Consider the following 12809-nt stretch of genomic DNA (forward strand, 5'->3'; position numbering starts at 1 on the left):
CGAAGAACGTCACCATCGACGAGACGGTTCTGCTGCCCGGCAGCGACGCCCTCCTCGCTCCGGAGTGGGTGCCGTGGCACGATTGCCGGCGGCGTCCACTGCCAATCGTGGGCGAGGTCGTAACCCGGCTGCGACCTCAGCCCAGGTCCCCGGCGGCGGTGCGCTCCGCCAGCTTCACCAGCGTGCGGACCGCGGAACCGGTGCCGCCCTTCGGCGTGTAGCCGTACGGCGCGCCCTCGTGGAAGGCCGGGCCTGCGATGTCCAGGTGCGCCCAGGCGATGCCCTCGCCCACGAACTCCTTCAGGAACAGACCGGCGACCAGGCCGCCGCCCATTCGCTCGCCCATGTTGGCGATGTCGGCGGTCGGGGAGTCCATGCCCTTGCGCAGGTCGGTGGGGAGCGGCATCGGCCAGGAGGCCTCGCCGACCTCCTCGGCGATCTCGTGGATGGAGGTACGGAAGGCGTCGTCGTTCGCCATGATGCCGAAGGTGCGGTTGCCCAGCGCCACCATCATCGCGCCGGTCAGGGTCGCCACGTCGACGATCGCGTCCGGGTTCTCCTCCGAGGCGCGGGTGAGCGCGTCGGCGAGGACGAGCCGGCCCTCGGCGTCCGTGTTGAGAACCTCGACGGTCTTGCCGCTGTACATGCGCAGCACGTCACCGGGGCGGGTGGCGTTGCCCGACGGCATGTTCTCGGCGAGCGCCAGCCAGCCGGTGACATTGACCTGGAGGCCCAGACGGGCGGCCGCGACGACGGCCGCGAACACGGCGGCGGCGCCGCTCATGTCGCACTTCATCGTCTCGTTGTGGCCGGCAGGCTTCAGCGAGATGCCACCCGAGTCGTAGGTGATGCCCTTGCCGACCAGGGCCAGGGTCTTCTCCGCCTTCGGGTGCGTGTAGGCGAGCTTCACCAGACGCGGGCCGTGGGTCGAGCCCTGGCCGACGCCCAGCAAACCGCCGAAGCCGCCCTTGACGAGCGCCTTCTCGTCGAGGACCTGCACCTTGATGCCGTGCTCCTTGCCCGCGGCGGTGGCCACGGCGGCGAAGGACTCGGGGTACAGGTCGTTCGGCGGGGTGTTGATCAGGTCGCGGGCGCGGTTGATCTCCTCGACGACCGCGACGGCGCGCTCGGCGGCCGCCTTGAACGCCTTGTCGCGCGGCTTGGTGCCGACCAGGGCGACCTCGCCGAGCGGCAGCTTCGCGTCGTTGCCGTTCTTCTTGCCCTTGGGCGCCAGCTTGTTCTCGCCGCCCTGGTACGCGGTGAAGGCGTAGGCACCGAGGAGCGCGCCCTCGGCGATCGCCTCGGCGTCCTCGGCGGAGGCGATGGGCAGCGCGAAGCCGGCCTTCTTCGAACCGCTCAGGGCGCGGGCGGCCGAGCCCGCGGCCCGGCGCAGCGCCTCGGCGTCGTACGCGTCGTCCTTCTCCGGGACGGAGCCGAGTCCGGCCGCGATGACGACCGGGACCTTGAGACCGGCGGGTGCGGGGAGCTTGGTCACCTCGCCCTCGGCACCTGTGGCGCCCAGGGCCTCCAGGACGGTGGCGAGCTTTCCGTCGAACGCCTTGTCCACGGCCTCGGAGCCCGGTGCGAGGACCGGCCCCTTGGCGCCCTTGGCGACGCCGACGACGAGTGCGTCGGCGCGCAGCGTCGCCGCACCGGCAGTGCTGAGAGTGAGAGCAGTCACGGTGGTGAAATCTCGCTTCCGTTGAGTTCGTTGTCGGTCGAGGGGTGGGCCGACCGTGCCCGGCGCATCGTAGACGCCGCCGCAATGTGCCGGGATTGAGCCTACGCGCGCCTTTGATGCGCGATCACGGCGGCGGGCCGTCGGTGCCCGGTTGTTGCCGTCGGCGCCCCGGATCCGGGCAGCCGGGGCCGGGGGGCCGTGCAGCTGGAACGGGCGGTGTAAGTAGGGTTGTTGGTGGGGCCGGACCGACGGGGGAGAGAACCATGCGCGACCGAGGAGCTGCTCGTGTCAGCGGGCCGGGACCGGTGCTGCCGGTCACCGTGCTGATTCTGCTGGCCCTGCTGACGGGCTGCACCTCGGCGCCGGAGCCCGCAGCCACGGACCACTGGCGCCCGGAGCCGGGCATCGGCTGGCAGTGGCAGCTCTCCGGCCGGCTGGACCCCACGGTGGACGTCCCGGTGTACGACATCGACGGCTTCGAGCACGAGGCTTCGGCGGTCGCCGATCTGCACCGCCGGGGCCGCAAGGTGATCTGCTACCTCTCCACCGGCGCCTGGGAGGAGTTCCGCCCGGACGCCGGGAAGTTCCCCGCCTCGGTACGGGGAAAGGGCAACGGCTGGGCGGGGGAGCGGTGGCTCGACATCCGACGCACGGACGTCCTGGAGCCGCTGATGCAGGCGCGGATCGCGATGTGCGCGAAGAAGGGCTTCGACGCGGTGGAGCCCGACAACATGGACGGCTACCGCAACCGCACGGGCTTCCCGCTGACCGCCGCCGACCAGTTGCGCTACAACCGGCTCATCGCCCGTATCGCCCACCGCAATGGACTCGCCGTCGGCCTGAAGAACGACCTCGGCCAGATCCCGGAGCTGGAGCCGGACTTCGACTTCGCGGTCAATGAGCAGTGCGCGCAGTACGGGGAGTGCGAGGCCCTCACCCCGTTCGTGAAGGCGGGCAAGGCCGTCCTCCATGTGGAGTACGAGCTGCCGGTCGCCCGGTTCTGCGCCGGGTCGAAGCGGCTGGGGCTCAGCTCGCTGCGGAAGAGGTACGAGCTGGGCGTGTGGCGCCAGGAATGTCCGAAAGTCCGCCCCTAACCGATTGCCAGGACCACCAGAGCCGCCGTCGCCGCGGCCTCCGCCAGTGCGCCGAAGACATCGCCGGTCACCCCGCCGAAGCGCCGCACACAGTGCCGCAGCAGGAGTCGGGCGACGCCGAGGGCGGCCGACGCGGCGAGGGCATGGTGCAGCGCCCCGTATCCGCCGAAGAGCGCACCGGCACCCGCACAGGCCGCGACCGCGACGGCCCCGACCGCCACCGCGGACCGGGCCGTGACCGTCCCCGCCACTGCCGCACCCAGCCCTTCCGGACGGGCCGCCGGCACGCCCTGGCGGGAAGCCAGGGTGAGCGCCAGCCGGGCGGTGACCGCCGCGACGGCCGTCGCCACCGCTCCGTGCGCCCAGCTCTGCCCGTACAGCTGGTGGAGGACCGCGACTTGGGCCAGCAGCACGAACAGCAGGGTGATCACACCGAACGGCCCGATGTCGGACTGCTTCATGATCCGCAGGGCGTCGTCGGCGGGCTTGCCGCTGCCCAGGCCGTCGGCGGTGTCCGCGAGTCCGTCCAGATGCAGACCCCGGGTCAGTACCGCGGGCACGGCGGCGGAGGCGACCGCGGCGAGCAGCGGACCGGAGCCGAGCAGCAGCAACAGACAGCCGGGCACCGCCGCGAGCAGCCCCACGACGAGACCGGCGAGCGGGGCGCACAGCATCCCGGCGCGGGCGGCCTGGCGGTCCCAGCGGGTGACACGGACGGGGAGCACGGTCAGGGTGCCGAAGGCGAAACGCAGGCCATGGCTGTTCAGGGAGGTCACGGCGCGCAGGCTAATCGGTGTGCCGGGCCGATAGATTGTGCAGAACGCAACAGACCATGGCAAAAGTGGCTTATCGGGAGTGGGTGGCATGGGTCACTGGTTCGATCAGAACATCGTCGAGCCGGGAAAGCTGCCGCTGCTCCTTGCCCTGGCCGCCTTCGTGCTCACCTTCGCCGTCACCCGGGTGATCACGCGGATGATCCGGGCGGGGAAGGGTCCGTTCCGCAACATCACGCCCGGCGGAGTGCATGTCCACCATGTGGTGCCCGGTGTGGTGTTGACCGTCGTCGGCGGCTTCGGTGCGGTCGCCGGCGGACGCCAGGGTGTCAGCGCGGGTGTCTGCGCGGTGATCTTCGGCATGGGTGCGGGTCTGGTGCTGGACGAGTTCGCCCTGATCCTCCACCTCCACGATGTCTACTGGACCGAGGAGGGCCGCCAGAGCGTGGAGGTCGTGGTCCTCACCGCGGCGCTGGTGCTGCTGGTCCTGGCCGGATTCTCACCCCTCGGCGTGAATGAGCTGAGCAGTGACCAGCAGCAGGGCAGGCTCGGCGTCATCCTGACCCTGGTCGTCAACTTCTGCTTCGTACTGATCGCCCTGTTCAAGGGCAAGGCGCGGCTCGCGGTCGTCGGAACCCTCGTCCCGTTCGTCGCGCTGATCGCGGCGATCCGGCTGGCCCGGCCGACCTCCATGTGGGCGAAGCGCTTCTACCGCAACCGCCACCGCGCCCGCGCCAGGGCGGTGCTGCGTGCCTACCACCACGATGTGCGCTGGGCAGGCCCGCGCCGCAGATTTCAGGATCTGATCGGCGGCGCACCGGACCGGGTTCCGGCCCCCGTACGCAAGCCTTGATCACGGCGGCGCGGATACCGGCGTGGATACCGGCGCCGGTCCCGGCCGACCGCGACGGCGCACAGCACGAGCACAGCGGCGATCGCCGCCAGATGCTCCTTGCCGGCCAGATTGTTCTTCAGGATCGCCTCGACCGCCATCGCCACGACCACCAGCGCCCCGGTGAACCAGGCCCGGTGGACGCAGCACACATAGACGGCGAGAGCGACCACCGCCGCCGACGGACCGGTGTCCACGACCCGGGCGTCGGAGGCGGGCAGGCCGAACAGCCCGTCAGGACCGAGCGCGACACCGATCCGCGCGTACAGCGTCCCGGCCAGTGTCGCGACGTACGCGATCACGAGCGTGCGCCACCGGCCCAGGCAGATCTCGGCGCTCCCGAACACCACCAGGATCTGCGCCAGCGCCCCCCACACCGGCAGATCCAGCGCCGGGACGAACAGCGACAACGGAGTACGCAGCAGGGCCACCCACAACGGATCCTCGGCCCGCACCGCCCCGAGCGCGCGCACCGCCCCGAAGCCCCAGGGCTGGTGCTGCACCGCGTGGAGCAGCGCCGTCAGACAGACCGCGCCGAGCGTCATCGGGATCGCCCGCAGCCGTGAGCCGGCGAGTCCTGCGCGTACGGTTTCCGAGAGCGGACCCCACTCGCGGCGAGCCGCTCTGCCCACCGCGGGTACGGGTCTCATTCACCAGCCCCGAGATGCGAGCGGTGCATCCACTTGGGCAGACCGGGTGCCTCCAGGAACCCTTCGGCGCGGCCTGCGGCGAGGCCGATGCGCAGGAGGTCGGAGCTCTTCTCGAAGAGCATGAAGCGCGGCTCCCAGATCGGTCGGTACTTGGCGTTGGCGCGGTAGAGCGACTCGATCTGCCACCAGCGCGAGAAGAAGCTGAGCATGGAGCGCCACAGCCTCAGCACCGGTCCGGCGCCGAGCCGTGAACCCCGTTCGAAGACGGACCGGAACATCGCGAAGTTCAGTGAGACCTGAGTGATCCCGATCTCTTCGGCGCGCTGCAGGAGTTCGATGACCATGAACTCCATCAGGCCGTTCTCGGCGTCCCGGTCACGACGCATCAGGTCCAGCGAGAGGCCGTTCGGTCCCCACGGCACAAAGCTCAGTACGGCGCGCAACTCGCCGGGCTCACCGCCCTCTTCGGTGGGCGAGTTGCGGCATTCGAGCATCACGCACTGCCCGTCGGCCGGATCGCCGAGCCGGCCCAGCGCCATCGAGAAGCCGCGCTCGGTCGCCCCGTCGCGCCAGTCGTCGGCGCGCCGCACCAGTTCGGCCATCTCGTCGTCGGGGATGTCGGCGTGCCGGCGCACGGTCACGTCGTACCCGGCGCGCCCGACCCGGTTGTACGCCTGGCGGACGGTCCGCATCGCCCGTCCTTCGAGGGTGAACTCGGCGGTCTCCACGATCGCTTCGTCGCCCAGCTCCAGGGCGTCGAGGCCGTGCCGCGCGTAGATGGTGCCGCCCTCCTCGCTCACGCCCATCACCGCCGGGATCCAGCCGTGCTCGCGGGCCTCGGCCAGCCACGGATCGATCGCTCCGGGCCAGGCCTCCGGGTCGCCGATGGGGTCACCGGAGGCGAGCGAGACCCCGCCGACCACCCGGTAGGCGACGGCGGCCTTCCCGGTCGGCGACCAGACGACACTCTTCTCCCGGCGCAGTGCGAAGTAGCCGAGCGAGTCGCGGTCGCCATGCTTGTCGAGCAGTGCCCGCAGCCGGGCCTCGTCCTCGGGGGTGATCGGGTCGACGGCCCGACGGGACCGGAACGCCGCGTACACGACGGCGATCAGCAGCAGCGTGGAGAGGATGTTGATGGTGACATTGACCCAGCCGGGCGTGGTGATTCCGGGGAAATCGATGTCGTCGGCGGTGACCGAGACCAGCCGCAGGGCGCCGTAGCGCCAGCGGTCCAGGAAGGACGAGAGGTATTCGTTGTGCGCGGTGTTGGTGAGGGTGACCAGACCCGCGGCGATCAGTGAGGTGACCAGCAGCCCGCCGACCGCGACGACGGCGGCCAGCTTCGGGTTGGACCGGTCGCCCTTCGCGTAGAACTCACGCCGGCCGAGGACCAGCGCCAGGACGAAGACGGCGGTCAGCGCCAGCGAGATCCAGTTCTGCGGGTACTGCCGGACCTCCGGGAACGGGATCACCAGGACGAAGAGCAGCAGCAGAAGACTGCTCACCACCATGTTCACGATCCAGGCCGCCCGCTTGCGGCGGCGCATGGTGACCGCGAGGAAGAGCGCGACCACCCCGGAGGAGAAGCCCGCGGTGAGCAGGTACGGGGTGAAGTAGTTCGCGGTGTTGTGACGGCGCAGATCGTTGCCGAGAGTGACCCAGACGGCGCTCAGGAAATTGATGAACGACACGACGCGCAGGTACCAGATGGTGAACGCTGCGCTGCGGCGTGACCGGACGGTGCTCGGTGGCCGAGTGCTGTCCCGCCCGGATTCCTCGGTGGTCATTCGGACCTCTCCCATGAAAAGCGATCATATGGTGCATCGCACTGCATGAGGGGACTGCGCTGCGGCCTGTGCGGCCGCAGCTCTGCCGGGTCCGTCAGCCGTCGGTCGCGTCGCCGTCCGCGTCGCTTCCGTCGGCCTCTTCGCCGGTACCGTCCTTCTCGTCGGTGACGGGTGCACGCTCGGGCAGCTCCGCCGCCAGCGCGGCCGCGGCCCGAACAAGCGGAAGTGCGAGCAATGCCCCACTTCCTTCACCCACGATGACGCCGTGGTCCAGCAGCGGGTTGAGTGCCATCCGGTCCAGCGCCTTGGTCTGAGCCGGCTCACCGCTCGCCTGACCCGCCAGCCACCAGTCCGGCGCCCGGAAGGCTGCCCGCTGACCCACCAGCGCACAGGCCGACGAGACCACACCGTCCAGAATCACCGGCAGCCGGCGCACGGCGCACTGCAGCAGGAAACCGGTCGTCGCCGCCAGATCCGCACCTCCCACCGTGGCCAGCAGCTCCAGCTGATCACCGAGGACCGGCCTGGCCCGCCGCAGCGAGTCCCGGATCGCCGCACACTTGCGCATCCACGCCAGGTCGTCGATGCCCGCACCGCCGCGCCCGGTGACCACCGAGGCGTCCGTGCCGCACAGCGCCGCGATCAGCGTGGCCGCGGCCGTCGTGCCGCCGACGCTCAGATCGCCGAGCACCACCAGATCGGTGCCCGAGTCGGCCTCCTCGTCGGCGATCGTCATGCCGAGTCGTACCGCCTGCTCGGCCTCCTCGGCCGTCAGCGCGTCCTCGATGTCGATCCGGCCGCTGCCGCGCCGCACCCGGTGACGTACCACCGACTCGGGCAGCAGCTCGGGGTCGCAGTCCAGAGCGGCGTCGACGATCCGTACCGGTACGGAGAACTGGCGCGCCAGCACGGCGAGCGGAGTCGCACCCTCCAGCGTGGCGCGTACCAGCTCGTACGCACTCCCGACCGCTCGCCCGGAGACACCCAGTTCGGCAACCCCGTGGTCACCGGCGAAGAGCACCACGCGCGGCTGCTCGATCGTCTTGACCGGTACGGACTGCTGGGCGGCCGATAGCCATTCGCCCAGCTCGTCCAGGCGGCCGAGGGCGCCCGGGGGAACGACCAGGCGCTCCCGGCGTTCCTCGGCATCGCGCCGTACGCCGCCGTCGGGGCGTTCGATCAGGTCGGAGAAGTCGTCCAGATTCACGGGGGTCTGCCTCGCGGGTCGATACGTGGAGTGGGCCGGCGAGCCCGGCGGCGGGCTCACTGCGGAACAGTACCCGCCACGTTTCTGACGCCTGGTCAGTGCGGGGTTCCGCCCCCGAACCGCAGCTGCGTCATCGCGGGCGTCAGGGTCCGCAGCCCCGGGAGCAGCGACTGGATCCGGATCAGCTCGCCCATCGCGCCCCGTCCCCGCGGTAGCCGCAGAGCCCGCACCTCGGTGATTCCCGGGTGTGCGCCGCGCAGCTTGTGCCGCTCGCCGGGGTTCATCGCCCAGCGCATCGGCGCAACGGCCGTCCCGCCGACCTTCGACGTGCCGGCCACCGTGCCCCTGGCCAGCCAGCGCGCCATCGTGTCCAGTACGAGGATGCCGCCGGGCAGCCGTTCGGCGCAGGCCGCCAGGATCCTCCGTACCTCCTTGGGGGGCAGATACATCAGCAGACCCTGCGTCGTGACGACAACACCGCGGCCCTCCGGGTCCTCGATCTCGTCCAGCCAGGACAGATTGGTCGCCGAACGGGACAGGGTGCGCAGCCGGTCCGAGGAGGGCAGCAGCGCCCGCCTCAGCTCGGCGACCTCGGGCAGTTCCACGCTGAGCCAGTTCAGCCGGCCGTTGTCGACCCGCCAGAAGCCGGTCTCCAGACCGTCGCCGAGCGCGACCACGGTGGCCTGCGGCCGGTCGGCGAGATACCTCTGCACGGCCAGGTCGAAGCAGCGCGAGCGCAGGCCCTGGGCCTGTGAGTGGAACGCGTTCGGCCGCCCGAACCGTTCCTCGAAGGGGTAGTCCAGGTCCTCCAGCAACCGGAGCGCCATCGGATCGTCCAGCACGGGATAGAGCTGCCCCGCCTCGTACGCCCGGTTGTAGAGCGTCCACAACAAGGTCTCCGGAACCCCGTTCAGCATGGGTTGTGCACGTGCCATGTCCGCTCCTCCTGTCCTCGCGTTCCGTTCCTCGCGTTCCGTTCCTGCGTTGCGTTGCGGTGTTCCGTTCCCGTGTTCCGGTCAGCCTCGCAGCGTCAGCACCTGTCCGGCCACCACCAGCAGCACCTGTTCGCACTCGTCGGCGAACGCGGCGTTCAGCCGCCCCAGCTCGTCCCGGAACCGCCGCCCGGCAGCCGTCGCGGGCACCACGCCCGAGCCGGTCTCATTGGTCACGGCGACGACCGTGCGCCGCGTTCCGCGCACCGCGGCGACCAGCTCGGCGGTCCGCTCCCGCAGCGCGTTCTCGCCACCGTTCGACCATGCCGCGTCGTCCCAGGCGGCCACCCGGTCCATCGCGTCCGTCAGCCACAGCGACAGACAGTCGATCAGCAGCGCAGGCCCGTCCGACTCCAGCAGTTCCACCAGCTCACACGTCTCCTCGGTGCGCCAGGCGGCCGGTCTGCGCTCCTGGTGCAGCCCGATCCGGGCCGCCCACTCCGCGTCCCCCTCCCTGCCTCCACCGGTCGCCACGTACACCACCTCGGGGAACGTCTCCAGACGCCGCTCGGCCTCCACCGACTTCCCCGACCTGGCCCCGCCCGTCACCAGCGTGCGCCGCGGTACGTCCGGCCCCGAGTGGTACTCGCCCACCACCAGCGTCGTCCCGTCCGGCACGGCCCGCGCGCCGGCTGCCGCGAGCCGCCGGTCCAGCTCGGTGCCGGGTGGTGCGTCATGGTCCAGATGGACGGCGATGATCTCGGTCGTCGGTCCGATCGCCTCGACGGCCCGCAGCCGCGCCATCGCGTCCGGCCGCCCGACCACATCGCCGACCACCATGTCGTAAGGCTGTGCCACCCGGTCCGCGAGGCCGGAGGGCGCGGCGCCCGGCGGCAGGTAGAGCAGCCGGGTGCCCTCCGGAGCCGTCACCTCGTAACCCGTCCCCGGCGCGTCCATCGGCACCGCCCGCACCCGGTGACCACTGATCAGCGTCAGTTCCCGCCCGTCCGGCACCCGTCCCGCCGGAGGCAGTCCGGCGGGCAGCTCCACGGCGGGCCCGTCGTGCGGATGGGTGAGCAGCACCTGCCGTACGCCGGTGAGCGAGTGCCCCGCACGGGCTGCGGCGAACACGGCCCCCGGGGTGAGATCGAGCAGCAGCGCGTCGTCGACCAGCAGCGCGGTCGCGGCCCGCGAGCGCATACCGCGGGCGGTGGCGCAGGCGGCGCAAGGACATTCGGGCCGCGGCAGCCCGTCGGGGGCTCCGGTGCCGAGCAGAGTCAGTTCCACGCCTTCGATCCTCCCGCGTCCGTGCAGCGGGTGCGCGACTTGGGGGTGTCCGGGCGGGCGCAGGACCCGTTCCCGCACTGGTTGGAGGCACTAGGCTGCGGGCAGCAAAGTGACCCAGGAGGCGGACATGGCGTGGACGTGGCGGTTCGAGAAGTCCGACGGTACGGAGACGGAGCCGGTCCTGAGGCCGGAGGAATTCACTACGCAGGGTGATGCGGAGTCCTGGATCGGTGAGTACTGGAAGGAACTCCTCGACGGCGGGGCGGACCAGGCGACCCTCTTCGACGACACGACAAAGATCTACGGCCCCATGAGCCTCCAGGCCGAGCAGGGCTGATCCGCCCCGGCGGCGCGAGCAGCCGTACGGACTCGGGCCTGTCTCCGAGCCCGTACGGCTGACGATCGGGGCCGCACGGCGACGACCGGGAGGGGCACTAGATCTCGCCCAGAGTGACCTGCGCCGTCTCCTCCGCCCCGTTGCGCAGATACGTCACCGTGACCTTCTCGCCCGGCTTGTCCGAGGCCAGCGCCTCCGACAGGGACGTGATCGTCGTGACCGGCAGATCTCCGATCTTGGTGATGATGTCGCCGACCCGCAGCCCCGCCTTGTCCGCGGCGCCGCCCTTCGTCACGCTGACCAGCGCGACCCCGGCCGGCTGGTAGTTGTTGTCGACGACCGTGCGTCCGGTGATGTTCAGCGCCGCCCGGCCCGAGTCGGTGACCTTGCCGCTCTTGATGATCTGATCGGCGACCGTCTTCACCATCGACACGGGGATCGCGAACCCGATCCCCGGCGCCGCGCTGTCACCCATCTGTGGATCGACCGCCCCCAGCGTCGGGATGCCGATCACCTCGCTGTTCAGATTGACCAGCGCACCGCCGCTGTTGCCCGGGTTGATCGCCGCCGAGGTCTGCACCATGTTCGCGATCGTCGCGCCCGTGCCACCGTTCGCGCGGCTCTCGCTGACGGTCCGGCCGAGCGCCGAGACGATGCCCTGGGTGACGCTGGAGGACAGTCCGAGCGGCGAGCCCATCGCCAGCACGATCTGTCCCACCTCGACCTTCTCCGAGTCGCCGAACTTCGCGGGCTTCAGCCCTTCCGGAACGGTGTCGAGCTTGATGACGGCCAGATCCTGATCCGGATAGGCGGCGACCAGCGAGGCCGGCAGCACCTTCTCGCCGGTGGCGGCGGTGACCTTGAACGTCCTCTCGTTGCCGACCACATGGGCGTTGGTGACGATATGACCCTTGGAGTCGTAGACGATGCCGGAGCCCAGGCTGTTGCCGGCTTCGATCTGTACGACCGACGGCAGCACGTTCTTGATCACGTCCTGATAGTCGCTCTGCAGATCACCGGCGGTCCGGGAAGCGGAGGCCGACCTGGCGGGGTCGGCCGCCGGTGAATCGGAGTCCGCGTCCGAGCAGCCGCTCACCAGGGCGACTGCACAGACACCTGCGGTCAGAGGCAGCAGCAGACGGCGCACACGGCTGCGGGAGTGAGATGCATCCATGTCCGAATTATTGCTTTTAGCGCTATTGGTGACCTGTTGGGTTCGGCTGACCGGGCATGCCGCACGACTCCGCCGACGTGCCCGAAGGTTCTGGGGGTGTTTCGAAAGTCCCGTATGTCCGGGGGTCCCGCACTGCGGGCGGACGACGCTGCTTTCGAAGCACTCCCTAGCCCCGCACCCCGCAGAGATGCAGCAGTGCGGCCACCCGGCGGTACGGATCCGTCCGTCCGGCCCGGTCCTCCGCGGCCAGTATCCGCTCCAGCTCGTCGGCGGCCGGCAGTTCCACGTCGTTGCTCACGTTGTCCGTGAAGACGCGCACGCCGTACCAGGCGTGCAGGGGCGCCGCGATCCCGGCGAGCGTGGCCGTCAGTGAGTCCAGCCGGTCGGCCCTTACCGCGAGGCCCAGTCGATTGGTGTACGCATCCGTGTCGAAGGCGGCCAGCGCCGCGTCCCAGTCCCCGGCGGTCCCGGGCCGCATCGCCAGCGCGTCGGCGTTCCGTACGAGCAGCGAAAGTAGTCCGCCCGGGGCCAGCATCCGGGCAAGTCCGGCCAGCATCGCGTCCGGCTCCCGGACATACATCAGCACGCCGTGGCAGAGCACCACGTCGAAGCTGCCGGGCAGGAAGTGCACCCCGGTGTCCAGGCCGTCGCCCTCGATGAGCCGGACCCGTTCGCGGATGCCCGCGGGCTCGCTGCAGAGCGCCTCACGGGCCACCCGCAGCATCTCGGCGTCGGACTCCAGCCCCGTCACGCTGTGACCGGCCCTGGCCAGGCGCAGCGCCTGGGTGCCCTGGCCCATGCCGACATCGAGGATGCGCAGCCGCTGCCCGACCGGGAAGCGGGCCGCTATCTGCTCGTCGATCTGCCGGGCGACGAGCTCCTGGCGGACGGTGTTGCGCAGCCCGCCGAGCCCTTTCAGCCACGCCGAGGAGGCTCTCGAGAATCCGGTGACGGGAACGGCGCCGGCTGTCGGGCCGGCGGACGGGCCGCCGGCC

At 70.8% G+C, this 12809-nt stretch carries 12 protein-coding genes and 1 pseudogene; 4 read left to right on the top strand and 9 right to left on the bottom strand.

The window, feature by feature from the left end:
* Positions 1-98: pseudogene (locus tag ABTZ94_RS31430) on the top strand (DUF3027 domain-containing protein); the annotation flags it as partial.
* A gap of 38 nt (positions 99-136) precedes the next feature.
* Here ABTZ94_RS31430 and ABTZ94_RS31435 read toward each other — a convergent pair.
* Positions 137-1681, bottom strand: a complete 1545-nt coding sequence (locus ABTZ94_RS31435; protein ID WP_351205845.1) for a leucyl aminopeptidase — start codon at positions 1679-1681, stop codon at positions 137-139.
* Between the two features lie 263 nt (positions 1682-1944).
* On the opposite strand from ABTZ94_RS31435, the gene ABTZ94_RS31440 reads away from it, so the two are divergent.
* Entirely contained in the window at positions 1945-2775 is an 831-nt protein-coding gene (locus ABTZ94_RS31440; protein WP_351205846.1) for an endo alpha-1,4 polygalactosaminidase, read from the top strand.
* On the opposite strand, the gene ABTZ94_RS31445 is transcribed toward ABTZ94_RS31440, so the two are convergent.
* Positions 2772-3551 (bottom strand): adenosylcobinamide-GDP ribazoletransferase, encoded by a 780-nt coding sequence (locus tag ABTZ94_RS31445; RefSeq protein WP_351205848.1) that lies wholly within the window; start codon positions 3549-3551, stop codon positions 2772-2774. The genes ABTZ94_RS31440 and ABTZ94_RS31445 overlap by 4 nt on opposite strands.
* A gap of 88 nt (positions 3552-3639) precedes the next feature.
* Between ABTZ94_RS31445 and ABTZ94_RS31450 the strand changes: the two genes are divergently transcribed.
* Entirely contained in the window at positions 3640-4401 is a 762-nt protein-coding gene (locus ABTZ94_RS31450; RefSeq protein ID WP_351205850.1) for a hypothetical protein, read from the top strand.
* On the opposite strand, the gene ABTZ94_RS31455 is transcribed toward ABTZ94_RS31450, so the two are convergent.
* From ABTZ94_RS31455 to ABTZ94_RS31475, 5 genes are all read right to left on the bottom strand, one after another.
* Entirely contained in the window at positions 4344-5090 is a 747-nt protein-coding gene (locus ABTZ94_RS31455; protein ID WP_351205852.1) for a hypothetical protein, read from the bottom strand. The genes ABTZ94_RS31450 and ABTZ94_RS31455 overlap by 58 nt on opposite strands.
* Positions 5087-6892 (bottom strand): phosphatidylglycerol lysyltransferase domain-containing protein, encoded by a 1806-nt coding sequence (locus tag ABTZ94_RS31460; RefSeq protein WP_351205853.1) that lies wholly within the window; start codon positions 6890-6892, stop codon positions 5087-5089. The genes ABTZ94_RS31455 and ABTZ94_RS31460 overlap by 4 nt, the downstream gene beginning before the upstream one ends.
* 79 nt (positions 6893-6971) lie before the next feature.
* Positions 6972-8084 (bottom strand): nicotinate-nucleotide--dimethylbenzimidazole phosphoribosyltransferase, encoded by a 1113-nt coding sequence (cobT, locus tag ABTZ94_RS31465; RefSeq protein WP_351205855.1) that lies wholly within the window; start codon positions 8082-8084, stop codon positions 6972-6974.
* 95 nt (positions 8085-8179) lie between these two features.
* Entirely contained in the window at positions 8180-9019 is an 840-nt protein-coding gene (locus tag ABTZ94_RS31470; RefSeq protein WP_351205857.1) for a class I SAM-dependent methyltransferase, read from the bottom strand.
* An 81-nt stretch (positions 9020-9100) separates the two neighbouring features.
* Positions 9101-10303 carry a bifunctional adenosylcobinamide kinase/adenosylcobinamide-phosphate guanylyltransferase gene (locus ABTZ94_RS31475; RefSeq protein WP_351205859.1) on the bottom strand — a complete coding sequence of 401 codons (1203 nt, stop codon included), beginning with the start codon at positions 10301-10303 and terminating at the stop codon, positions 9101-9103.
* A gap of 127 nt (positions 10304-10430) precedes the next feature.
* On the opposite strand from ABTZ94_RS31475, the gene ABTZ94_RS31480 reads away from it, so the two are divergent.
* Positions 10431-10640: a hypothetical protein gene (locus ABTZ94_RS31480; protein ID WP_351205861.1), complete on the top strand. Its 210-nt coding sequence runs from the start codon at positions 10431-10433 to the stop codon at positions 10638-10640.
* Between the two features lie 97 nt (positions 10641-10737).
* On the opposite strand, the gene ABTZ94_RS31485 is transcribed toward ABTZ94_RS31480, so the two are convergent.
* Complete coding sequence (locus tag ABTZ94_RS31485; RefSeq protein WP_351205863.1) at positions 10738-11814, bottom strand: S1C family serine protease; 1077 nt, start codon at positions 11812-11814, stop codon at positions 10738-10740.
* Positions 11815-11980: 166 nt separating this feature from the next.
* The gene (locus ABTZ94_RS31490) at positions 11981-12733 is read right to left on the bottom strand and encodes a class I SAM-dependent methyltransferase (protein ID WP_351205865.1); all 753 of its coding nucleotides are present in this window, start codon (positions 12731-12733) and stop codon (positions 11981-11983) included.
* Positions 12734-12809: the final 76 nt, after the last annotated feature.

The sequence above is a fragment of the Streptomyces sp. NPDC002785 genome (assembly GCF_040295565.1).
Lineage (GTDB): Bacteria > Actinomycetota > Actinomycetes > Streptomycetales > Streptomycetaceae > Streptomyces.

What these genes read in the sequence shown, in the direction of transcription:
- ABTZ94_RS31485 (WP_351205863.1), bottom strand. Translation starts at nt 11,814, where the DNA reads ATGGATGCATCTCACTCCCGCAGCCGTGTGCGCCGTCTGCTGCTGCCT.
- ABTZ94_RS31440 (WP_351205846.1), top strand. Translation starts at nt 1,945, where the DNA reads ATGCGCGACCGAGGAGCTGCTCGTGTCAGCGGGCCGGGACCGGTGCTG.
- ABTZ94_RS31470 (WP_351205857.1), bottom strand. Translation starts at nt 9,019, where the DNA reads ATGGCACGTGCACAACCCATGCTGAACGGGGTTCCGGAGACCTTGTTG.
- ABTZ94_RS31480 (WP_351205861.1), top strand. Translation starts at nt 10,431, where the DNA reads ATGGCGTGGACGTGGCGGTTCGAGAAGTCCGACGGTACGGAGACGGAG.
- ABTZ94_RS31455 (WP_351205852.1), bottom strand. Translation starts at nt 5,090, where the DNA reads ATGAGACCCGTACCCGCGGTGGGCAGAGCGGCTCGCCGCGAGTGGGGT.
- ABTZ94_RS31460 (WP_351205853.1), bottom strand. Translation starts at nt 6,892, where the DNA reads ATGGGAGAGGTCCGAATGACCACCGAGGAATCCGGGCGGGACAGCACT.
- ABTZ94_RS31450 (WP_351205850.1), top strand. Translation starts at nt 3,640, where the DNA reads ATGGGTCACTGGTTCGATCAGAACATCGTCGAGCCGGGAAAGCTGCCG.